We start from the raw sequence: 22,664 nt of genomic DNA on the forward strand, positions 1-22,664 counted from the left end.
TTGCCGTAGCACGATAACGAAGCGCCTGCCTCCTCTCCTTCGGGCTACGGGCCATCATGCAGCGCCTTGATCGCCGCGACGGTCCCGCGATTGACCTAGCAGACTTGGTCATGTCGCTATTTCGTGAGGCAGTAGGCGGTCGGTCTCGCGCTTCACCACCGCATAGCATTCGCACACGTGCCGTTCGAGACCGACGCGGTCAAGAACCAGAATGTGCCCCCGGCTGTATGTGATGAGGTTCAACCGCTGCAGTTTGCCTGCCGCCTCGGTCACGCCCTCGCGCCGCACACCGAGCATGTTGGCAATGAGTTCCTGCGTCATCGATAGTTCGTTGCCAGGCAACCTGTCGAGACTCAGCAAGAGCCAGCGGCACAGCTGCTGTTCAAGTGAATGGTGCCGGTTGCACACCGCCGTCTGCGACATCTGGGTGATCAACGTCTGGGTGTAGCGCAGAAGCAGATGCAGCAAGGGGCCGCCATTCTCGACCAACTGCTTGATGTGGCTCGCGCCCAGCCGAAACGCATGACCTGCGCTTTGCACCACAGCTCGGTTTGGCGTACTGCCGCCGCCCATCAGTAGCGATACGCCGACCATCCCCTCGAATCCCACGACCGCAATCTCCGCGGATTGCCCGTTCTCGAGGACGTACAACAACGAGACGATGCAGTCGGTCGGGAAATACACGTACTGCTGCGCGGCGCCCGACTCGTACAGAACCTCTCCCAGATTGAGCGTAACGTGCTGAAGAAGCGGCGTCAGGCCGGCCCGAACCTGTGGAGGCATCGCCCCCAAGAGGTCGTTGTGCGCCGCAGCAGAGCGCGGCGGAAATGGCGTCAATGACATGGCGAACCGCGGCCCGCGAAGTTCACCAATATTCTGTAGCAAACAGACTGCGGGCGTGCGCTATCGCACAAACGAAAGAGATAGCCAATTCTTGACCGCGTGGGTGCGCGAGAGAGATCGGGAACTAGAGCAATCCCAAGTGGGCGAACGCTAGCACCAGGGAACTTCCGACGGCGCCCACCAAGCACGCCGACGTCACAATGTGTGACCCCATCTTCATTCGCACAGTATCCGCCGCCGAGTGCAGTCGTGGGACACGACCGAGTGCGCGCTCGCATTGCTTCATGTGTTGCGCGAGCCCGGCGATGTCGTTTTCGACCAGGCCCTCCGTGGTCGACCAGAGACCATTGGGCTTGCAGGCTTCCATGGTGAACAATCCTTCAGCGCATCACAGATTCAGTTCTTCCCGAACTTTGTCCTGGCGACACCCATGCAACTTGCCTTGGCATCACCCGACATGCCGTCGCACTTCTCGGTTGCGACCTTGGCATTGCCAGACTGGCCATCGCACTTTTCCTTGGCGACGTCGTAGGCTGCCTCAGCCTTCGCCACCAGCACCTTGTTCCGGTCGCTGGATTTGGCGGTGTAGCCGTATTCCAGTTCGGCGCGCGCGACCTTCTCCTTGGCCTTGGCTTCTTCTACGCAGATGTCCTTGGCGTTGTCAGCCAATGAGGCGCACGCCGCCTTGTCCGCCTTGACCTCCGCGCTGATGCGGGTCTTGCCATCCTGATACTCAGCCTTGTGCAACGTCGCTGCCTGTGCCATTGGCAGCACCAGCATGGCAACAACAAGCATCGAAGCCTTGAGATTGAAATGCGTGTTCATACGAACCTCTCTTCGCCCATAAAACTGGAGATCGCAGGCTTTGGCTGCGCCTTACTCGAGCGCCCGGCAAAGTGCGCGATACCACCTTGGCTTCAGTATTTGTAGACGGTCGAGCGCGTCTTGTCTGTGCGCTACCGAGCACGAACCGCCGAGACGAGCTTTGAGCCAGGATTGCCGGCGCTGGAGAGCTGGTCGGAGCAGCCGCGATGCCGCTTTCTAATGAAGCATTCGACGGGGAAGCTCAATGGTGAAAACGCACCCGACGCCTGCTATGTCCCGAACGCGCAAGACACCACCGTCAGCCTCGACGTGCCGCCGTGCAATGGAAAGACCAAGTCCCAAACCGCTCTTGTCCTCGCCGACCTGCATGAAAGGTCGAAAGATGCTTGCGGTAGCTCCTGGCGGGAGCCCTCCGCAGTTGTCCTTGACGTCGACCAGAACACGGTCCCCCTTGGCATAGGCGCTCAGCGTGACTTCCGTATGAGGGAGGGTGAACTTGAATGCGTTGCTGAGCAAGTTCACCAAGGCTGCCAACAGATGGTCTCGATCCCCGGAGATACCCAGTGCGGCGTCGACGTCGGAGACCGAAAACGTGCAACCCTTGGCACTCGCGTTCAACGAGGCGGTAGTCTTGGCCTCTGCTACAAACGACGCGAGCGAAAAAGCTTCCGCGTGCGGCGTTTCAGCTGCGCCTCTGACCTGCGATAGCGACGTGTCAAGCAAGGCCGCCAGAGAAGCCAGACTCCTCTTCAACACGGCGCCGGTCGCACCACTGATTGGCACTTTCCCCGATTCCAGTGCCGCAAATGCGAGCGTTGCGGAGTGCAGGTAATTTCGGAACTCATGAACCAGCACGCCGAGACGCTCGTTCTCCTCGGAGGACTGCTGCAGAGCGACGTTCGCGTCACGCCAGACGCCGAACTCAGCGACCGCATCGGCAATTGCGTTGTCGAGGCAACGGTTCAATGTGCGGAATTCATCGACGGAGAAGGGGGTGCCTCGCGCTCGACCGCGAGGTCTGTGATGGCTTGGCAAAGGTCGCCGTAGTCGTGCACAACCTGGTCCACGGAAAATCCAAGCCCCAAGAGTGCCTTGCCATGCGCGGCGGCGCTCAGGCCCATCTCGGACAGAGAGGTTGCGTCGCCGCCAGCGGCACCGGAAATCTTGAAGCTCTCGCCAAGTTCACCGTTTTCCTGTGCTTGCAGCGTTCTCATGAGCTGATCCAGAAAGAGCGGGATGCCGTTGGCAAGCTGCGCTTCGGTCGCTGCCCGCCTGGGCCGCTGCGCGACCTTCGATTTGCACCGAGCAATCAACTCTTCCCGGTTGTTGGCTAGAAACTTATGCATGTGATCCTCCTTCGTCGGTGGCCCCCGGATTCGTGCAAGCTGAAGCGTTCAGCGGGCTTGCAGTGAGCGTCTGACGCATTTACGCAGGACTTCTGCGATCCTGCACCATTTTGTGCTTGATATATGTGCGCCGCCGAACGTAACGCCTCTTGACGAACTCGCAAGGGGACTTTCCATTAACTTCGACGACAAGAGTAAGACCATGGAGGAGAGCGGGGTTCGGCAAGCTCGACATCCCCGGTGGAGATTGAAGCCAGCCCGGACGCGAAGAAGCCGGCTCGCTGTTCGGCAGCGCACAGACAGCGGCCTTCGTTTGCCTAGCATTGCAGTCTGGACATCGAGGCAACTTCCAAGATCAACGGTGGTCGCCGCGCAGTCCTGAAATGGATTTGTGATGAAACTCAGCCTGCTCGATCTGCCGTGGTGGGGACTCGTGCTCGTCACGCTGGGCTTGACCCACGTCACCATCGCAGCGGTCACCATCTTCCTGCATCGACAACAGGCGCATCGAGCTCTGGAGCTTCACCCCGCCATCAGCCACTTCTTCCGATTCTGGCTGTGGCTCACCACCGGCATGGTGACCCGGGAATGGGCGGCGATTCACCGTAAGCACCACGCCGAATGCGAAACCTCGGAAGACCCCCATAGCCCGCAGTTCCACGGGATCAAGACAGTGCTGTTCAAGGGCGCCGAGCTCTATCGCGTGGAAGCCCGGAACCCCGCAACGCTCGAACAATATGGCCGCGGCACGCCGGACGACTGGATCGAGCGCAACCTGTACGCGAAGTACACCCGGCTCGGCATCGGCCTCATGCTGGGAATCGACATCGCCCTGTTCGGCCCGATCGGGCTCAGCATGTGGGCGGTGCAGATGCTATGGATTCCGCTCTTCGCAGCGGGCGTGATCAACGGCATCGGTCACTACTGGGGCTACCGCAACTTCTCGCCCGACGACAACTCCAGCAATGTCGTGCCTTGGGGCATCCTGATCGGCGGCGAAGAACTCCACAACAACCACCACGCTTACGTCGCCTCCGCCAGGCTGTCGAACAAATGGTGGGAGTTCGACATCGGCTGGATGTACATCCGCATATTGGCGACGCTGCACCTTGCAAAGGTGCGCAGAGTTGCACCGAGGATTCGCTACGACGCATCCAAGACTCGATGTGACTCGGGCACCCTGCAAGCCGTCGTCACTCACCGCTACGAGGTGCTGGCCAGGTTCGCCCGATCGCTGCGTCCGGTTGCCGTGAGGGAAATTCGCAGCCTCCGAGCCAGTGTGCTGCCCGGTTCGATGGACTTCAAGGCGCTGGACCCGGTCAAGTACCTGCTGCAAAGAGATGCGACGCAATTGCCCGAACCGCAGCGCGCGGTCCTGAGACAAGCGCTGGACCGCAGCAACGTGCTGCGCACCATCTATTCGATGCGGCAGGATCTCACTGGCCTGTGGAGCCGATCTACCGCCTCGAACGAGCAGTTGGTGAAGCAGTTGGAAGACTGGTGTCGGCACGCCGAGGAAAGCGGCATCGGTGTGCTGCGTGAGTTCTCTCGAACCCTGCGCTGCTACGACTCACTGAGAGGAGACATGAAATGACATTGGGAACAATTCTGTTGATCATCGTGGTCCTGATGCTCGTCGGCGCGATGCCAACCTGGCCCCACAGTCGTGCATGGGGCTACGGCCCCAGCGGCGGCATCGGGCTGGTGTTGCTGGTCCTGATCGTATTGCTGCTGATGGGAAAGATATAGCGGCGCAGTCGCCGCTTCGGGCGGGTCTCTATGACCGCTCGCTGCGCTTGACCGGACATCGAGGCTTGAGGTACGAAGGTCTGTTGATGGCCGATAGTTCCAGTTCGCCGCCCAAGTTCGAAGGCCGGCTTTCGGTGCATTGCTGACGCATCTATGGAGACTGGGTACTAGCATCTCGACACCATCCACAACGCACGGTTCTGGCGTCGCGGTGGTGCCGAAGGCGAACGCACCGCGCGAGGGCTCTAAGGAGATCGAGGGGCTGACGATCCATGCGGTGGAGCGGATCGAAGAGGCGTTGGACATCATGCGGCAGATGCAATAGGCGCTGGCTTGCCCCGCATCACAGCCCCGAATCCCAATAGGGCGGATCACCGAACGCCGCCTTGAGCGCATCCGTCATCGCGCGCAGCTTCGCCGAAGGCGACCGGCCTTCCGGATGCGCCACATACAGAAACTCTTCCTCCGAAGGAAGCCCGATATCAATGGCAAGCAGCCTGCCGGCCCGCAAAGACTCCCCAACGATGAACGTCGGTAGCAGCGCGATCCCCAGGCCCGCCTCGCAGGCGTCCCGCATCATGTCGCCGTTGTTCACGCGCAGCGCCCGCGACGCGCGCACAGACACCAGCTCGCCATCGCGCCGGAACTGCCAGTCCGCAACGCCCCGGTTCGTATAGAACACGCCCCGGTGGCGCTGCAAGTCTTCGATGCTGGAGGGCCGGCCGTGCTTCTCGATGTAGTCCGGCGAGGCGACGAGCGCCCGGCGGCTGCGTGCCAGCGTCCACGCCACCAGACGCGAATCGACGAGCGGCCCGTTCCGGACCACGCCGTCATAGCCCTCCGATGCGGCGTCGATTCTTCGATCATCCAGTTCAAGCGCCAGCTCGATGCCGGGATGCGCCGCGATGAACGGATACAGCGCCGGCCCCAAGTGCATTCGCCCGAAGGTGACCGGCGCTGAAATCCTCAGCGGCCCGACCAGCGCGCCGCGCCGCTGCGCCAACTCGGCAGCCGCCTCCTCGACATCCCGCATGATGGCCGAGGCGCGCGCCAGGAAGGCGCTGCCGTCTTCGGTGAGCGTCAGCCCGCGCGTCGAGCGGTGCAGAAGACGAACGCCCAGTTCCTTCTCAAGGTCGGCGAGGCGCTCGCTCACGACGGACTTGGACAGGTTCAGCCGTCGCGATGCTTCGCTGATGGAGCCCGACTCCGCGACCGCCACGAAGGTGGCCATCCCGTCCAGCTTCACCATGCCCGATCAGGTCCGGGTGATGGATGCACCGCCATCGACCAGCGATGCCGTGCCCGTGACGAACGCCGAGTCGTCCGACGCCAGGTAGAGCACCGAGCGCGCCAGTTCTTCCGGCGTCGCCACCCGCTTGAGCGCATGGAGGTTCGTGATGAAGGACTGCGACTCCTTGGTGTTGTTCATGCTGCGGTACATGTCGGTGTCGACGGCGCCCGGCAGGATCGAATTCACGCGCACCCCTTGCGGACCGTACTCGGCGGCGAGCGCCTGCGTGAGGCCGATGAGGCCGGCCTTGCTCGCCGCATAGGCAGCCACGCCCGGGAACGCGAAGCTATGGCCTACGAAAGTCGAGGTGAAGATGACCGAGCCGCCGCCGTTCTCCAGCATCTGCGCGACCTGGTGCTTGGCGCCGAGGAAGGCGCCGGTCAGGTTGATGGCCAGGGTGTCGGTCCAGCCGGCTTCCGAAATCCCCGTGCTGGGGCCGCCTTCGCCGAGGGTGCCTGCGTTGTTGAAGGCAATGTCGAGGCGACCGTAAGTCGACACGGCCAGCGCGACGAGGGCGCGCGCATAGTCTTCGGATCGCACGTCGCCGGCGAGTGCGACGGCATGGCCTCCGGCAGCGCGAATTTCTGCGACGAGCTTTTCCAGTTCGGCCGTCCGGCGCGCGCCGACGACCAGCTTGGCGCCTTCCGCCGCGAAAAGCTTCGCGGTGGCATGGCCGATGCCGGCGCTGGCGCCGGTGATGAGAGCTACTTTTCCTTCGAGACGGTTCATGGTTTGTTCCTTTGGTTGTTGATCGAGGCGATCAGATGGAGTCAGTATGGGGACCGGAAGGCGTTCGCGCTAGACGTCGAATGCCGATGTTGGCTTTCGGAAAAGCCGAACGACCGGGGTCGTTTTGATTGGTGATCGTTACTTTTGGTGAATCTTTGTTCGTCGAAGATTTGGAAAGCCCTAAGATCGCGCCCGTGAAACCCAAGGACGACGAAAAGCTCCGCGCCATCGCCGAGGCCACATTCGCGCTGGTCGAGCAGACCGGCCTGAGTGGCCTGACCATGGCTGCCATCGCGCGCGAGGCCGGCCTTGCCACGGGCACGCTGTACGTCTATTTCAAGTCGAAGGAAGAGTTGATGGTCGCGCTCTACGAGCAGGCCAAGACGACGACCACCGCCAGCCTCATGCAGGGCGACGACCCGAAAGCGCCCTTCCGCAGCCGCTTCCGGCACATGTGGATGAACTGGCTCGAACACCGCCTGACGCACTATGCAGAGGTCGTCTTCCTGGAGCAGTACTACAACTCGCCCTGGTTCACCGAAGAGAGCCGCAACCTCTCCGCCCGGCTCATCAAGCACTGGGTCGACATGATCGAGTCGGCCAAGGCGCAGCAGATCCTGAAGGACGTGCCCACGGTGCTCCTGACCAACAGCTTCGGCGGCTCCGTGCGCGAGACCGCCAATCTGCTTCGCTCCGGCGCGCTGGCCCGCACGGACGAGAACCTGGCGATGGCCTTCGCGCTCTGCTGGGACGGCATCAAAGCCTGAGTCCCTTGACCTGGCCCGCGCACAGGTCTATTGTTTGCCCGAATCGATATTCACCCAAGAAGAGAAAGCCCCACCCATGACCACCCTCCAGATCAACGGCAAGGACCGGCAGGTCGACGCCGACCCCTCCACCCCCATCCTCTGGGCCCTGCGCGACACGCTGGGCATGACCGGCACCAAGTTCGGCTGCGGCGCGGCGCTGTGCGGCGCCTGCACCGTGCACCTCAACGGTCAGGCGATCCGCTCGTGCGTGACGCCGATCTCCGCCGCGGCGGGCCAGAAGATCACCACCATCGAAGCCATCACCGATGGCAGCGACAAGGTCGGCAAGGCCGTGCACGACGCATGGGTCAAGCATGACGTGGCGCAATGCGGCTACTGCCAGAGCGGCCAGATCATGTCGGCCACCGCCTTCCTGAAAACCGTCGCGCCCGGCAAGCTGCCGAGCGAATCCGAGATCGACTCGGCCATGGCCGGCAACATCTGCCGCTGCGGCACCTACGCGCGCATCCGCGCCGCCGTCGCCGATGCCGCCAAGACGCTCGCTTGAAGAAGGAAATCACCATGAACTTCGATCAAGCCACCTTCGAGCTGCCCGCCAACCTCCGCGCGCTGATGACGCGCCACGAGGACACCCCTGAACCCACCGGCCTGCCGCGCCGCAGCTTCCTGAAGCTCACGGCGGTGAGCGGCTTCGCGCTCGGCGTCTTCCCGATGGCCGCGCTCGCGCAGGACACGAGCGCCGCGGCCGCCAAGCCCGCAGGCCTGAAGCCGCTGCAGCAGCCCGCCGCCTTCGTGCACATCGACCGCGACGGCACGACCACCATCACCATCAACCGCCTCGACTTCGGCCAGGGCGTGCAGACCGGCCTGCCGATGATCCTGGCGGAAGAACTCGACGCCGACTGGTCGAAGGTGCGAAGCGTCCACGGCACCAACGACCCGGCCTATGTCGACCCTGCCTTCGGCATGCACATCACCGGCGGCTCGGGTTCGATCAAGAACTCGTACACGCAATACCGCGAACTCGGCGCCCGCACCCGCGCCATGCTGGTCAGCGCGGCGGCGGCACAGTGGAAGGTGAATGCCGCCACGCTGCAAACTCGCAATGGCGTCGTCATCGGCCCCGGCGGCAAGCAGCTCGGCTACGGCGAACTGGCCGAAGCGGCGATGAAGCTGCCGGTGCCCGAGACCGTCAAGCTCAAGGACCCGAAGGACTTCCGCCTCATCGGCAAGCCCACCGGCCGGCTCGACGCGCAGGCCAAGTCCAGCGGCCACCAGGACTACGGCATCGACATGCACCTGCCCGGCATGCTGACCGCCGTCGTGTCGCATCCGCCGGTGTTCGGCGCCAAGATCAAGTCGGTGGACGACAGCGCCGCGAAGGCGATCAAGGGCGTCAAGGCCGTGCTGCGCGTACCGCTGGACCGCGGTGCCGAAGGCGTGGCCGTCGTCGCCGACGGCTACTGGCCCGCCAAGCAGGGCCGCGATGCGCTCAAGATCGACTGGGACACCAGCGCCGTCGAGAAAGTCGACACCGACAAGCAGCTCGCGCAATACCGCGATCTCGCGAAGCAGCCGGGCAAGCGCAAGTACGACGCCGACGTCTCCAAGCTCGCCGCAGCCCCGCACAAGATCGAGGCCGAATTCGTCTTCCCCTACCTCGCGCACGCGCCGATGGAGCCGCTCAACTGCACCGTCAGCCTCGCGGCAGGCAAGGCCGAAGTGTGGACCGGCACGCAGATGCCCGGCATCGACGGCATGGCCGCCGCCAAGGTGCTGGGTGTGCCGCCGGAGAACGTCAAGGTCCACGTGCAGATGGCGGGCGGCGGCTTCGGCCGTCGCGGCCTGCTGACCAGCGACTTCGTGGCCGAGGCCTGCGGCGTCGTCAAATCCGCGCAGGCCGCGGGCATTGCCGCGCCCATCCGCACGCTGTGGAGCCGCGAGGACGACATCAAGGGCGGCTACTACCGCCCGATGCACCTGCACACCGCCAAGATCGGCTTCGACGCGCAGGGCAAGGTCACCGGCTGGGACCACGTCATCGTCGGCCAGTCGCTGCTGATGGGCAGCATGTTCGAGCCGATGATGGTCAAGGACGGCATCGACGCCACCGCCGTCGAAGGCATGAAGGAGCCCTACGACCTGCCGATGCGGCTCACCGTGCATCACCCCAAGCTCAACGTGCCGGTGCTCTGGTGGCGCAGCGTGGGCTCGACCCACACCGCGTTCGTCATGGAAACGCTGGTCGACGAGATCGCCCGCACCACGAAGCAGGACCCGGTCGCCTACCGCATGAAGCTCATCGGCGACCAGCACCCGCGCCACAAGGCGGCACTGCAACTGGCGGTGGACCAATCCGGCTACGGCAAGAAGAAGCTCGACGCGGGCCGGGCCTGGGGCGTGGCGGTGCACGAATCCTTCAACTCGGTGGTCGCGTATGTCGTCGAAGCCTCGGTGAAGGACGGCACGCCCATCCTGCACAACGTGACGGCGGGCGTGCATTGCAACCTCGCGGTCAACCCGAAGAGCGTGGAGGCGCAAGTGCAGGGCGGCGCGGTGATGGGGCTGTCGATGTGCCTGCCCGGCGCGGCGATCACGCTGAAGGATGGGGTGGTGCAGCAGAGCAACTTCGGAGACTTCGTCGTGCCGCGGATTACGGACATGCCGCAGGTTGCGGTGCATATCGTGCCGAGTGCGGATGCGCCTACCGGCATGGGTGAGCCGGGGCTGCCGCCGCTGGCGCCGGCGTTTGCGAATGCGGTGGCGGCGATTACGGGGAAGGCGGTGCGGGGGTTGCCTTTCAAGTTGGCTTGAGGCACTAGAAGTCGTGCACAGGTGCACTAGCGAATAGCGCTGGCATACTGCGCGGGCCACGTCGCAAAAAAGACGTGGTCGGGTTTGGAAGCCCGAAACAACTTACTTACGGCGGAAGCCGCAAGCCTTTCTGGCCTGCGGCTTCCTCGTTCGCGTCCCAATTTTTGGCGGCTCGAACGGGAGGGCGAAAGTCCTGCCGGTTTGTTCGTAAGAAGTTGTCCGGTCTTCCAACCCGTTCGAGCTGCCGCCTTCGTTTGGAAGCGGAGGCGGTCGTTTTTGCAAACGACAACTTCTAGGGAGGCCAAAAAACATGGCCAAGTCTGATCGCACGTCTGCGAGTTCTTCCGGCGATTCCAAATCCAAACGGCGCAAAGCTGTCAGGCGACGACCGACAACGAGTTCCGCACCGCGAAAGTCAGCCAAGAACAGGGCCGCGAGCGATGCGGTGCTACTGGTGGAGGACGAGTTCAACAATCTGCGCGCGGCACATCGTGCGTATGACTGCGTGCAAAGCTTCTTGACGCCGCTCTATCTCCAAGAATTCGAGGAGTTTCCCATTCAGCCGACCGAGTTGCGCGCCTTGATGGAGGTGGTCAATGCGGAGATGGTGCGGCGGATGCAGATCGTGACGGCTGCGATTCAGACCGTGCGCAAAGCGCTTCAATGAGACTCGCGGCAAGTTCTTGGGAGCTGGCTCTTCTCAAGATTTGCGAAGAATCGGCCCCCACTGCCCGCGCCAAAAGTCCGGGGCCTCTGCGGGAATCGATACGTCCGGATCTGCGGTAGCGACCGTCCGGCGGAGACGTCTCATCGCTGCGGCATGGATCGGACGATTGAGCGCCTCCGGGACAAACCAAAAGCTGCCAGCTGCGAGGAGCGTGGCAAACAACAGATTCAGGTTGGGATTGTTGTTGGCGACAGAGCCGACCAAGAAAGTCAAACAGCCGAACGCTAGAACAACGCTCCATCGCAGTACCCTGTACAGACTTCTGCCCGCGTCGAAGCCGCTTCGCAATATGCGCACCTTTCTTGCATCCTCCTTGCTTTCGCGAGTCTCCAGTTCCAGCCGAAGGGAATGTTTTTCAAGTTCAGTTGTTGCGCGCGCCTGTTGTTCTTCGGAGAGCCGTTCGGCCATCAAGTTGGCCACGCGCTTTTGCTCCTCCATTGAAGCAGTTGCAGCGGCCATGACTTCAACTAACGCCTCTTGATGTCGGAGTGCCAGATCTGCTATCGCCTTCTCTCCCTCTTCCCTGACCTTGCCTGCTGCGAACTCACCAGCAGCAAGCTTCACTTTCTCGAGAATAAACGGCAACCTTTCTGCCGTCACATCTTCTGGATCCCCCTTTGTTGCTCGCATAAGAGCCCGAGATCCTTCGCGGTCTTCCAGAAGCGCGGCGATGTCATCAGCTTCCTCCTTGCCGCTTAGTTCAAGGACTAAGTTGTAGGCCTTTGCCTTGACATCCGCCCTTGGTCTGACTGCAGCCGAACAGTGGGCTAGCAGTCGAGCCCTCGACATCGCAACACTGCCGCCACCCGCCCGTGCCCATACATAGCCTGCGAACTGCTTGTCGGACATAGCCACCGGTGCCCATTTTTCTATGTGAGCCGAGCTGTGCCTAGTGGTGCCCTTTAGCCACCGTGTCCAACTGTCATTTGCGATCGATACAAGCGCGGTGTTCTTTGCCAGAAGCATCCATCGGGCGTCACAGATTCGGGGATATGGTTTGCTTGTATCGCGGAGAGCCAATAGTGTCCAAACGGACTTTCGATCGTGCTCCTTGGCTTCAGCGTTTCGCCAGGCTTGCATCCGACTGTTAAGTTCCGCTTCAATGTCTCCAACTACCGCTGCTGCGCGACGATGGAGATTGATTTCCGGATCCCTGTGTACTTCAATCTGCAATCGCTTCTCGGCGCGCTCCCCAACGTTTCCCACAAGCGCCGAGAGGACAGCCGGCTTGGCCGACGTTCCCCAGCGAACCGATAGCTGATTAATACCTGAGCGCAAATGATTCACCAAAGCGTACACCGCAGCTTCAGCTTCCGCGACGCAATGGTCGAGTACAGCCGGCGTGGCGCCACTTGCCTTGATGGTCTCCAAAAGCTCCTTGCCGTAGTCCGCATACTCCGTATTGACGCCAAGCATGTCGAGGAGTAACGGTGAGTCGATATAGACCGTCAAGCCAGCTAGCGTGGTCGCGACATCAATCGGTTCACGAAAACATGCCAGCGCTTCAGCAGCCATGTTCGCAAAAGCGATGTTGGAGACAATTTCAAACGCTGCGGGCTTGTTGTCACGGAGATCCAACAAGAACTGGGACGTTAGGAAATCAAGGTGTAGCGTCCGCTTATCCACATTGTTTGAGGGCTCGGCAGGCTTGGTCAAAACGAGCGTCTCAGCGGTCTTCTTCGCGCCGATGGAGGCTTCTCGTCTGCTTAATATACGCATCGATTCAACATGAAGTAGACGTTCGAGGAATTCCTCATGCAATGCCTCGGAAGATTCGATTCCAAGCGTTCCGTCCGCTTCACAATAGCCAACAAACTCTCCAAGAATCCGTTCGATCTCTACTTCAGTTAATGGCGATATTCCCTCTGCGCTGTTGGCTCGAATGCCGTCTACAAACTGATAGACAGCGCCATGGGCATATCCAGAGACCAGTTTCAGCAACCCTTCATCTGCAAGCTGTTCTGCGAGTCCCAGCGCTGCAAGGCGCGGAATTCGGATTCCGTACCATTCATGCATCGCCGCCGAAAACTTTGCCGCGTCGAACATCTGACCAGAAAATTGCTCGCACACTTCGGCAAAGAAGGGCGTGAGCGAACTGATCGCGCCAGTGCCCGCAACGCTTAGGCGTTCTGCCAGTGCGCAATATGCCACCAAGGCTCGTTTAGGCCGTTGTCTTGTATTCATGTTGTCTTTGCTGCAATACCCTACTGTATTCCGCGCGCGATTTCGCTGCGTTGGGCATGCGATTTGGCGAAGCGACCCGGCGCACGATGCTAGGTGCGTCGCACCGCGTCTAGCGCAGTCCGATGGGGAACAGATGCGTTGATCGTGAAAAAGGTCCGGGTGAGCCCTCGCTCGAAACCTAATTCTCCACAACTTTGAGGAGGAACACCCACAGTCTCGCGTTGTCATCGATGGTCCTGAATCGTCTCGCTGCTATGAGCAAAGATGGCAAACCATTTTTATGCTTCATTTGCCGTGAACGGCTACTATCGGATGAGAATCGGGACCGAGAAGGAAATTTTCAATGTCGAAATCAACAAGTCAAGTGCGTATCACGAGCGTTGCATTCCACCACTACAAGGGTCTGAGCCGATACAGTGTTTCTCTCGACCATGTAAATGTGCTCACTGGTGCAAACAACTCAGGCAAGTCCACTATCGTTGGCGCATTCAGAACGCTGGCGGTCGCGTTACGTGCTGCGCGCACCAGAAATCCGCAGCGCGTGAGCGTAGGAGAGTTGAATTCGATAGGTTATGTAGTAACCGCCAGCCAACTACCGATCTCTCTTGAGAATGTCGCGACAAATTATGAAGACGGCGACTCTCGCGTTAGCTTTCGCTTGAGCAACGGCAATCACCTGCACTTGTACTTCGACCGGGAAACTTGCATTCTCGTCGCGGATGCCAATGGGTCCCCGATTAGAACGCCGCTAGCGTTTAAAGCCAATTTCCCCATAGACCTCGTTGTCATCCCGGTGCTCGGACCCGTTGAGCATCGCGAGCAGTTGCGTGAGAAAGATACGGTCACTTCGTCTCTAGCGACTCATAGAGCGTCTCTACATTTTCGAAGCTACTGGTACCACTTTCCGGAAACATTTGAGCAGTTCGCCGAGCTAGTTGAAGCGACTTGGCCCGACATGAAGCTTCAACGACCTGCGCTATCAATGACAAGGGAGTTGACAATGTTTGTTAAAGAGGGTCGCATGGACCGAGAGTTGTACTGGGTCGGGTTTGGCTTTCAGATCTGGTGCCAACTCCTAAGTCACATACACCGAGCTTCGTCCGCTTCAATGATCGTTGTAGATGAGCCGGAGGTCTACCTTCACCCTGATGTTCAGCGTCGTCTTCTTGGCGTCCTTAAGACCGTGGGCCCGGACATTGTGGTTGCAACCCATTCGACCGAGATCATTGCCGAAGCCGACCCGGCTGACATCGTCCTAGTCGACAAGACAAAAGCGAGCGCAGAGCGCATCAAGGACATTGCCGGCGTACAGAAAACGATGACGGTGCTGGGGTCGCAGCAAAATATCTCTCTCGCGGCGCTTGCCCGCAATCGCAGGGTTCTATTTGTGGAGGGAGACTATGACTTTGCCCTTCTGAGGCGCTTCGCCCGGCGGCTGGGATTGGACGATCTGGCCGCCGGGCTTGGCTTGGCCGCAATGCCGTCAGGCGGCTTCGGTTCATGGTCTCGCATCTCTGCGCTTGCGCAAGGAGTAGAGCAAGCCCTTGGCACCGAGCTATTGATTGGAGCGATCTACGACCGCGATTACTACTGCGACCAACAGATCGAGGAGGTTCAAGCCAAGCTTCAGGCGTCGCTAAAGTTCTCGCATGTGCATGCCCGCAAAGAGATTGAGAACTACCTATTGGTGCCCGCAGCACTCGACCGGGTCATTTCGAAGGGGATCCTTGAACGCCAATCCAAGGGAGCGTTTGTAAAAGACCCTGGCGAGGCATCACTCGAGACTCTACTTGGCCTGACGGAAGAGCTGAAGGATGAGGCGGAGCAGCAGTATGTGAGTCGATACGTGGATTTTCATCGCGGTGGGTCGAAAGACACTGCAACGAAGATGAGGGAGGCGACAGGCCATTTTCGTGCTCGATGGAACGCCCCTGAGCAGCGTCTATCCATAGTCTCGGGCAAAGAGCTTTTGCGACTCTATCGGGAGCACGTTCAAAACGCGTACAGCGTATCGTTGACGGACGCCAAGATTGTCGATGCCATGCGTCAAGACGAGTTGCCGGATGATCTGGTTTCTCTACTGCGCGGAATCGACGAGTTCCGCAAAGCGAAGGTCATCAGCTAGGAGTCTGGGCGGCAGAAGGTCAAGTTTCTGTCGACGTAAGGTTTGGTCGCCCGAAGGCTCGAGTCGAACGCCCGGGCCTCCGCATTGAGGGGGACAGTGCCTTGGAACATTTCGGTCGAGGGGACCACCCTTTCCGGTACGAAAGAGTTGTCCTTTATCAGACTCTACCTCGACCGCTTCGGCGCGCGCTTTTGGCAACAAGGGGCCTTCGAGGCTTGGCATCAGCAGGCGCATACGGTCTCGATTGAGACTGGAAACGCATGTGGCCAACGCGACTCCGCAAGGTCACTGCTTCCTCCTACGAGGAAGAGGTCTCAAGTACCGACTCCTTCTGCAGTGCTTCTGCACTTTCGGCAAACCTTGCGTAGACACCTGGAGCGACCTTCTTTGCGCCTTCCCTAGGCGATTTCGGCTTACCTCCTCCTGGAGGTTCCTCGGCGCCAGCGCCGGCAGCACGGGGCTTCTTCGGCGGTTCGATGCCTCCACCATCGCCGCCTTCGGCGAGCAGGCTCTGGATGCGCCCGTCGATGTCTGCTCGACTCCTATCTCGGTCCACTGTCGATCTGGCGTAGCCGGCGCGAACCCAGATCGTGGATTTTCCACCTTTCTCGTCCTCAATTCCTATTGAGAAGAGAACCTCGTCTCCGATGCGCGAAATCTTATCCGGGTCTACCGAGATCCCCGGGGGCAACGCGCCAATTCGATAGGGTGGCTTGTCGTTGCTAACCAAGACGCTCGTTGTGACCGCAACTGTCGCTTGGTAGACATTTACTTTGCGCTTCACCCACGGCAGTTCCAACACTGGTGCGGGCTTGCGCTTCTTCTGCACGAGCGCGCCTAGGCCCTCTGACTCGACACTTCGCCTCTCAAGTTTGCGCTCGTAGCCCAGGTACTCTTCCTGAGAGAGTTCCTGTGTCTTCCTATTGTCAAGAGCGTTGGCCCGAATCACGGCAACAGAGATACCATTCGCTCGTAGACCTTCGACAATTCGAGTCGTGTGTGCAGCGCCGATGACGCCCGCGATTGGCGAACTCTGTTTGGACAGTTCCGATAGTTTCCGAATCATGACTTCGCTACGAGTCTCGGATGCGCTGTAAAAGCGCTTCAATAGCTGCATGCCACTAGCTAACTCCGGCGGAATGTCCACGCCGCGTCGTTTGGCTTCAGCCTCAAGCCTGGCGAGGCCTTCCAACTCTTGTGCCGTCGATCGAATATCGGTCCTGCGCCGCGTTGCGTACTCACCCTTCGTCCATGGATCTGAGTTGACGGTGAACGACAGGGCGTCGGGACTCTTCGCCGAAAGGAGCTCCTCAAGCCGTTGCTTGTTCTTTTCTGTCATACCATGCTCTGCAATGAGCACTAGGTACATTGTCGGAGCAGCTCCGGCGGCGCGGTCCGGAGAGACGGCGTACTGCGTCGGATCGTCTATCCCAACCACGGACACGTCATCAAAGGCAACGCACAGAAATTCGGCACTGCTGATTTCACCGTCGCCGAGAAGACGCGCTCCAACCCGCAATCGCGTGGCAGCGTCCATTTTCTCCGCCCAAGGCGCCTTTAGCGGACGACTCTCGACATAGCCCTCAAGACCGACCGTGCGCAGGCCTTGATTCTTGTGCAGGCGCAAAAGCATTCTTGCAATTTCTACCTGTCCGACCTTGGAACTGTGATTCTCTTCAAACAAATAGACGGTTCCGCCCGCGCCCAAAGTGACGGAGGTAACTCTTCCCTGGGCCTCCACGATCGCGTCGGCAGATGCTTGAAGGCCGCTCGTTGTGGCATACGCAGAGGGCGCCTGAAGCAAAGGCAGAAGTAGCGACAGACCGTACAAAACTATTAAAAGCAGTCGTCGTGTTGTCATGATGGCCTCCAGGTTGATCATTCGCAGAGATCAGAATTCGTCGAACTGGGCTTCCCTCTCCCTCGCCTCTATGCGCTCGAGAGCTGCCTGTGCGGCGTGGCGGGTGAGGAACTCACCAGTCCTGATGAGCTCCGTCAAGATCGCTTTCACCTCACCTGCGGGGCCAAGCGGGAATTCGACACTGCCGAGGTAGCGGGCAAGCCACTGGCTGACCGTGTCGTCGTGCTCGATTGCGATCCGTCGCTTCACGGCGAAATAGGCGCCAGGGTCTTGCAAATCAGTCAGGATGCGGGCGGCCTCGCTTCGCTTTTCTGAGTCGTCATGGTCGAGGACACCGACGATCAACTGCCAGCGATTCAGCGACCTCAACCCTGTTGCGAGTTGACCGACGGATGCGTCGAAGAACGCTGCGTTTGTGAAGTCAACGTGCAGCGCACCGGCAAGGGGCTTGGGAACCTCACATCTCTCTACGATTGCCGCCACCATTGGACGGTGGTGCTTTACCGCGCAGCGAAGCTCATCCATACAGTTTCGCGAAGCGAGTGTTGCTGGCGCCAATAGCAAGACAAATACGTCGCTCTCATAGACTATGCCTTGTTGCTGACGCACTGTGATGTTCTGGCCAGGAAGCATCTGCTCCTGATCCAGCCAAACCTCAATGTCGGATCTTCTTAGCTCAGCTGAGAGTCGCACAGCCAAGTGGTGCACGTTGCTCGCCCACGGATGACTGAGAAAGCACCGAAAGGTCATATGCGCCACCCTTTCAAAGGCGAGTGGATCGCCTCTGACGTTCCTAGACACGCAGCTTCAATCCAATCGGATGCCGGGCGTCGGTCGGAACTAGGGGTCGAGTGTGTCACCGGCCATCGCCGACCCAGTCGAGCAAAGACAGCTTGAACCCAAAGTTTTAGTTTGTCACACTACCCGCCGGCCGCGCAGGTTGTGCTGCCGGCAAAGCTACCGAAAGGGCGCCCATGGTTCACGACCTAGAGCTGGCAGAGCCGGCGTTACAACCGTGATCGCCATGGGCATCGACGTCGCCGCATCCCCCATGCGCCGCACGCTGTCCTGTCGGGTCGTCGTTGTCCTCGGAGCACTGTCACTGCTCACCGCCTGCGGCAAGGAGCCACCGAAGCTAGCCCCAGCGCCGCTGGAAGTCAGCATCGTCACCGTCAAACCGGGCGACATCAACATCTCGCGCGAATACGTCGCGCAGACGCAAAGCTCGCAGGCAGTCAACATCCAGGCGCGCGTCTCGGGTTGGCTCGACAAGCGGGTCTACACCGAAGGCTCGGTGGTCAAGGTCGGGCAGGTGCTGTTCCGCATGGACCCGAAGCCCTTCCAGGCGCAGCTCGACGCGGCCAAGGCCGCGCTGCAGCGCAACCAGGCCGCACTGACGGTGGCGACGGCCAACCTGAACCGCACCAAGCCGCTGGCGCAGAAGAACGCGCTGTCGCAGAAGGACCTGGACGACGCGCAGGGCCAGTACGAACAGGCCGCCGCGGCGGTGGAGCAGTCGAAGGCGCAGGTCACTTCGGCGCAGCTGGACCTGAGCTACACCGTGATCAGCTCGCCGGTCAACGGCGTCAGCAGCTACGCCGCGGTGGCCGACGGCACCTACCTGAACCCGCAGAACGCGCAGTTGACGACGGTGTCGGTGCTGACCCCGATGTGGGTCAACTTCAGCCTGTCGGAGAACGAGTACCTGCGCGTCCAGGACGACATCCGCGAGGGCCGGCTGATCCTGCCGAAGGACATGGCGATGACGGTGGAGATCGTTCAGGCGGACAACAGCGTCTTTCCTTTCAGCGGCAAGATCACTTTCGCCGACCCCTCGTACAGCGCGCAGACGGGCACATTCCTGATCCGCGCCACGGTGGACAACCCCAAGGGTGTGCTGCGCCCCAACCAGTATGTGCGCGCGCGGCTGAAGGGCGCGGTGCGGCCGAATGCCATCCTGATTCCGCAGCGCGCGGTGCAGCAGGGTGCGCAGGGCCATTTCGCGTGGGTGTTGAACAAGGAAGGCATGGCCGAACTGCGGCCGCTGGTGCTGGGCGACTGGCTCGGCGAGAGCTGGTTCGTCAACGAAGGACTGAGTGCGGGCGACCGGCTGGTGGTCGACGGTGGCCAGCGCCTGTCACCCAATGCCCATGTGATCGTCGTGCAGACCGACGGCACCCCCACCGGCGCTGGCGGCGCCAGCGCTCCGGCAAGCGCCACACGCTGAAGGAGCGCATGTTCTCCCGCTTCTTCATCGAACGACCGATCTTCGCGGCGGTCGTTGCCATCATCCTGTGCCTCGCCGGGCTGGTGGCGATGACGCAGCTTCCGGTGGAGCAGTACCCGGCGATCACGCCGGTGCAGGTGACCGTGCAGGCCACCTACCCCGGCGCCGACAGCAAGTCGCTGGCCGACAGCGTGGCCTCGCCGATCGAGGCGCAGATCAACGGCGTCGACAACATGCTCTACATGAGCAGCACCAGTTCGGCCAGCGGCCAACTGACGCTGACCGTGTACTTCGCGCTCAACACCGACCCCGACATCGCCCAGGTGCAGGTGCAGAACCGCGTCAACATGGCGTTGCCGCAATTGCCCGAAGCGGTGCAGCAGCAGGGCGTGTCGGTGCAGAAGAAGAGCTCGTCGATCATGATGCTGGTGGCCGTCACGGGCAAGGGCGGGCGCTACAGCGCGGATTACGTCGCCAACTACGCCAACGTCTACGTGCTCGATGCGCTGAAGCGCGTCAATGGTGCCGGCCAGGCGCAGATCATGGGCGTGCCCGACCAGGCGATGCGCATCTGGATGAATCCGGACCGCATGGCCTCGCTGAGCGTCACCACCACCGACATCGCCAACGCGGTGAATCAGCAGAACGCGCTCTTCGGCGCCGGCCAGATCGGGCAGGAGCCGAGCAGCGGCGACGTGCAGCTGACTTTTCCGGTGGTGACGCAGAGCCAGTTCGTCGATCCGCGGCAGTACGAGCGCATCATCCTGCGCGCCAATTCCGACGGCAGCGCCATCGTGCGCCTGGGCGACGTGGCGCGCGCCGAGGTGGGCCTGCGTCAGTACATCGTCGACAGCCGGCTGAACCGCGAGCCGGCGACCCTCATCGCCATCTACCAGCAGCCCGGCGCCAATGGGCTGCTGGTGTCGAATGCGGTGCGCAAGGCGCTCGACGAGATGAAGTCGCGCTTCCCGGCGGGGCTCGACGCCACTATCGCGCTGGACACCAACGACTTCGTGCGCCTGTCGATCGAGGAGGTGATCCACACGCTGGCCGAGGCGCTGGTGCTGGTGGTGCTGGTGGTATATCTGTTCCTGCAGAGTTTTCGCACCACGCTGATCTGCGCGGTGGCGATCATCGTGTCGCTGGTCGCGACCTTCACCGGCATGCTGGCGTTGGGCTTCTCGATCAACCTGCTCACGCTGTTCGGGCTGATCCTGGCGATCGGCATGGTCGTCGATGACGCCATCGTCGTGTGCGAGAACGTCGAGCGCAACATGGCGCAGCACCACCTGTCGCCGAAGGAGGCGACGATCCGCTCGATGGGCGAGATCGGCAGCTCGCTGGTGGCAGTTGTGCTGGTGATGGCGGCGGTGTTCGTGCCGGCGGCCTTCCTGCCGGGCACCACCGGGCAGCTGTACAAGCAGTTCGCGATCACGATCGTGGTGTCGGTGATCATCTCCGGCTTCGTCGCGCTGACGCTGACGCCGGCGATGTGCGCGCTGCTGCTGAAGCACAGCCCGCCACCGACGCGCGGTTTCTTCGCGTGGTTCAACCGGCAGGTCGACGGACTGACGCGCGGCTTCGGCCATGCGGTGGAGTTCGTCATTGCCCGCATGCTGGTGGCCTTCGTGCTGCTGGCGCTGTTCCTGTACGCGATCTGGCACCTGTTCCACGTGCTGCCGACGAGCTTCGTGCCGCAGGAGGACCAGGGCTACGCGATGGTCGCGATCATCATGCCGCAAGCCGCGAGTCTGAAACGCACGCAGGCGGTGGCCGAACGCGCCGACGCGATCCTGGCGAAGATTCCCGGCGTGGCCACGCGCTCGATGATCACCGGCTACAGCCTGGTGGACAGCGGCTTCAAGACCAACGCCGCCACTTTCTTCATCACCTTCACCGACTTCAGGCAGCGCTACGCCGACGTCGCCACGGCCAAGGAACAGAACGCGCGCGCCATCCTGAGCCGCTTCTACGAGGAAGCAAAACACATCCAGGAGGCGGTGGTGCTGCCGATCGCGCCCCCGGCGATCCCCGGCATCGGCACCACCGGCGGTTTCGAGTTCTGGATTCAGGACACCGCCGCCGGGTCGTCGATGGAACTGGGCAACAACGTGCAGGCCTTTATCGCCAAGGCGCGGCAGCGGCCCGAGCTGAGCGGCGTGAACACGACTTTCAGCGCCAACAGCCAGCAGTTGCGCGCCGACGTCGACCGCGAGAAGGCGATGCTGCTGAACGTGCCGGTGCAGGACGTGTACAGCGCGATCCAGGCGCAGTTCGGCTCGTTGAACGCCAGCCAGTTCAACCAGTACAGCCGCGTGTGGTGGGTGATCGTGCAGTCCGACGCTCCGTTTCGCCAGACACCGGATGATTTGACGCGCCTCTACACGCGCTCCAACCAGGGAAAGATGGTGCCGCTGTCGGCCCTGGTCAACACCAGCTGGACGGCCGGGCCGGACCTGCTGCCGCATTTCAATGGCTTCCCGGCGGCAAAGATCATCGGCAATCCGGCCGCGGGCTACAGCTCGGGGCAGGCGATCGCGGCGATGGAGGAACTGGCGCGTGAGCTGCCGGGCAACTACAGCTTCGCCTGGTCGGGACTGGCTTTCGAGGAGAAGCAGTCCGGCGGCACTTCGTCGCTGGCCTTCGTCTTCGGGCTGATCATCGTCTTCCTGGTGCTGGCGGCGCAGTACGAGAGCTGGACGCTGCCCGGTGCGGTGATGACGGCCATCCCGTTCGGCGTGCTGGGCGCGCTGCTCACCAACTACATCCGCGGGCTGGAGAACGACGTGTACTTCCAGATCGGCCTGCTGGTGCTGATCGGGCTGGGCGCGAAGAACGCGGTGCTGCGCGTGAGCGCGGCCGTGGACTTCCGCAAGCAGGGCCACAGCATCATGGAGGCCACGCGCCTGGCGGGCGAGCAGCGGCTGCGGCCGATCATCATGACCTCGCTGGCCTTCGCGGTGGGCTGCCTGCCCCTGGCCATTGCGGTCGGTGCCGGCGCCAATGCGCGCCACTCGATCGGCACCGGCATCATCGGCGGGATGCTCGGCGAGACCACGCTGGCCATGCTGTACGTGCCGCTGTTCTTCTATCTCTTCGATCGCCTGGGCGAACGCCGCAAGGCCAAGGCCCCGCCCAAGGCGGATGCGACTGCCGCCGGCGAGGGAGCCTGA

Annotated in this window: 18 protein-coding genes; 9 read left to right on the top strand and 9 right to left on the bottom strand. The window is 61.5% G+C overall.

Annotation, left to right across the window (positions count from 1 at the left end; translation table 11 throughout):
- Nucleotides 1-108: 108 nt before the first annotated feature.
- The 4 genes from AC1D3B_RS15495 to AC1D3B_RS15510 all read right to left on the bottom strand — a co-directional run bounded on the left by AC1D3B_RS15495 (nt 109) and on the right by AC1D3B_RS15510 (nt 3,014).
- Nucleotides 109-843 carry a Crp/Fnr family transcriptional regulator gene (locus AC1D3B_RS15495; RefSeq protein ID WP_478191549.1) on the bottom strand — a complete coding sequence of 245 codons (735 nt, stop codon included), beginning with the start codon at nt 841-843 and terminating at the stop codon, nt 109-111.
- 396 nt (nt 844-1,239) lie between these two features.
- On the bottom strand, nt 1,240-1,668 hold the full coding sequence (locus tag AC1D3B_RS15500) for a hypothetical protein (protein WP_478191550.1): 429 nt from the start codon (nt 1,666-1,668) through the stop codon (nt 1,240-1,242).
- Nucleotides 1,669-1,884: 216 nt separating this feature from the next.
- Nucleotides 1,885-2,634, bottom strand: coding sequence for a sensor histidine kinase (locus AC1D3B_RS15505; RefSeq protein WP_478191551.1), 750 nt, complete (start codon nt 2,632-2,634; stop codon nt 1,885-1,887).
- On the bottom strand, nt 2,631-3,014 hold the full coding sequence (locus AC1D3B_RS15510; protein WP_478191552.1) for a hypothetical protein: 384 nt from the start codon (nt 3,012-3,014) through the stop codon (nt 2,631-2,633). Before AC1D3B_RS15510 ends, AC1D3B_RS15505 begins: the two co-directional genes overlap by 4 nt.
- 394 nt (nt 3,015-3,408) lie before the next feature.
- Here AC1D3B_RS15510 and AC1D3B_RS15515 point away from each other — a divergent pair, with 394 nt between their 5' ends.
- Nucleotides 3,409-4,608, top strand: coding sequence for a DesA family fatty acid desaturase (locus tag AC1D3B_RS15515; RefSeq protein WP_478191553.1), 1,200 nt, complete (start codon nt 3,409-3,411; stop codon nt 4,606-4,608).
- A complete protein-coding gene (locus tag AC1D3B_RS15520) occupies nt 4,605-4,763 on the top strand; it encodes a DUF3309 domain-containing protein (RefSeq protein WP_478191554.1) in 159 nt (52 codons plus the stop codon). Before AC1D3B_RS15515 ends, AC1D3B_RS15520 begins: the two co-directional genes overlap by 4 nt.
- Nucleotides 4,764-5,106: 343 nt before the next feature.
- Here the strand turns inward: AC1D3B_RS15520 and AC1D3B_RS15525 are convergent, their stop codons facing one another.
- On the bottom strand, nt 5,107-6,012 hold the full coding sequence (locus AC1D3B_RS15525; protein WP_478191555.1) for a LysR family transcriptional regulator: 906 nt from the start codon (nt 6,010-6,012) through the stop codon (nt 5,107-5,109).
- Between the two features lie 6 nt (nt 6,013-6,018).
- Nucleotides 6,019-6,783 (bottom strand): SDR family oxidoreductase, encoded by a 765-nt coding sequence (locus AC1D3B_RS15530; protein WP_478191556.1) that lies wholly within the window; start codon nt 6,781-6,783, stop codon nt 6,019-6,021.
- Nucleotides 6,784-6,977: 194 nt separating this feature from the next.
- Between AC1D3B_RS15530 and AC1D3B_RS15535 the strand changes: the two genes are divergently transcribed.
- From AC1D3B_RS15535 to AC1D3B_RS15550, 4 genes are all read left to right on the top strand, one after another.
- Nucleotides 6,978-7,550 carry a TetR/AcrR family transcriptional regulator gene (locus AC1D3B_RS15535; protein ID WP_478191557.1) on the top strand — a complete coding sequence of 191 codons (573 nt, stop codon included), beginning with the start codon at nt 6,978-6,980 and terminating at the stop codon, nt 7,548-7,550.
- A gap of 76 nt (nt 7,551-7,626) precedes the next feature.
- Entirely contained in the window at nt 7,627-8,100 is a 474-nt protein-coding gene (locus tag AC1D3B_RS15540; protein WP_478191558.1) for a (2Fe-2S)-binding protein, read from the top strand.
- Between the two features lie 65 nt (nt 8,101-8,165).
- Nucleotides 8,166-10,367: a xanthine dehydrogenase family protein molybdopterin-binding subunit gene (locus AC1D3B_RS15545; RefSeq protein ID WP_478191605.1), complete on the top strand. Its 2,202-nt coding sequence runs from the start codon at nt 8,166-8,168 to the stop codon at nt 10,365-10,367.
- A 310-nt stretch (nt 10,368-10,677) separates the two neighbouring features.
- A complete protein-coding gene (locus tag AC1D3B_RS15550; RefSeq protein ID WP_478191559.1) occupies nt 10,678-11,034 on the top strand; it encodes a hypothetical protein in 357 nt (118 codons plus the stop codon).
- Nucleotides 11,035-11,067: 33 nt separating this feature from the next.
- Here AC1D3B_RS15550 and AC1D3B_RS15555 read toward each other — a convergent pair whose 3' ends face one another.
- On the bottom strand, nt 11,068-13,278 hold the full coding sequence (locus AC1D3B_RS15555) for a hypothetical protein (protein WP_478191560.1): 2,211 nt from the start codon (nt 13,276-13,278) through the stop codon (nt 11,068-11,070).
- A 343-nt stretch (nt 13,279-13,621) separates the two neighbouring features.
- On the opposite strand from AC1D3B_RS15555, the gene AC1D3B_RS15560 reads away from it, so the two are divergent.
- The gene (locus AC1D3B_RS15560; protein ID WP_478191561.1) at nt 13,622-15,403 is read left to right on the top strand and encodes an ATP-dependent nuclease; all 1,782 of its coding nucleotides are present in this window, start codon (nt 13,622-13,624) and stop codon (nt 15,401-15,403) included.
- A 298-nt stretch (nt 15,404-15,701) separates the two neighbouring features.
- Here the strand turns inward: AC1D3B_RS15560 and AC1D3B_RS15565 are convergent, their stop codons facing one another.
- Nucleotides 15,702-17,285, bottom strand: coding sequence for a hypothetical protein (locus tag AC1D3B_RS15565; RefSeq protein WP_478191562.1), 1,584 nt, complete (start codon nt 17,283-17,285; stop codon nt 15,702-15,704).
- Between the two features lie 9 nt (nt 17,286-17,294).
- Nucleotides 17,295-18,014: a toll/interleukin-1 receptor domain-containing protein gene (locus AC1D3B_RS15570; protein WP_478191563.1), complete on the bottom strand. Its 720-nt coding sequence runs from the start codon at nt 18,012-18,014 to the stop codon at nt 17,295-17,297.
- A gap of 274 nt (nt 18,015-18,288) precedes the next feature.
- On the opposite strand from AC1D3B_RS15570, the gene AC1D3B_RS15575 reads away from it, so the two are divergent.
- Together AC1D3B_RS15575 and AC1D3B_RS15580 are read left to right on the top strand one after the other, a co-directional pair.
- Nucleotides 18,289-19,491, top strand: coding sequence for an efflux RND transporter periplasmic adaptor subunit (locus tag AC1D3B_RS15575; protein WP_478191606.1), 1,203 nt, complete (start codon nt 18,289-18,291; stop codon nt 19,489-19,491).
- Nucleotides 19,492-19,499: 8 nt separating this feature from the next.
- Nucleotides 19,500-22,664, top strand: a complete 3,165-nt coding sequence (locus AC1D3B_RS15580) for an efflux RND transporter permease subunit (protein ID WP_478191564.1) — start codon at nt 19,500-19,502, stop codon at nt 22,662-22,664.

It is taken from the genome of Variovorax sp. P5_A3, assembly GCF_056400665.1.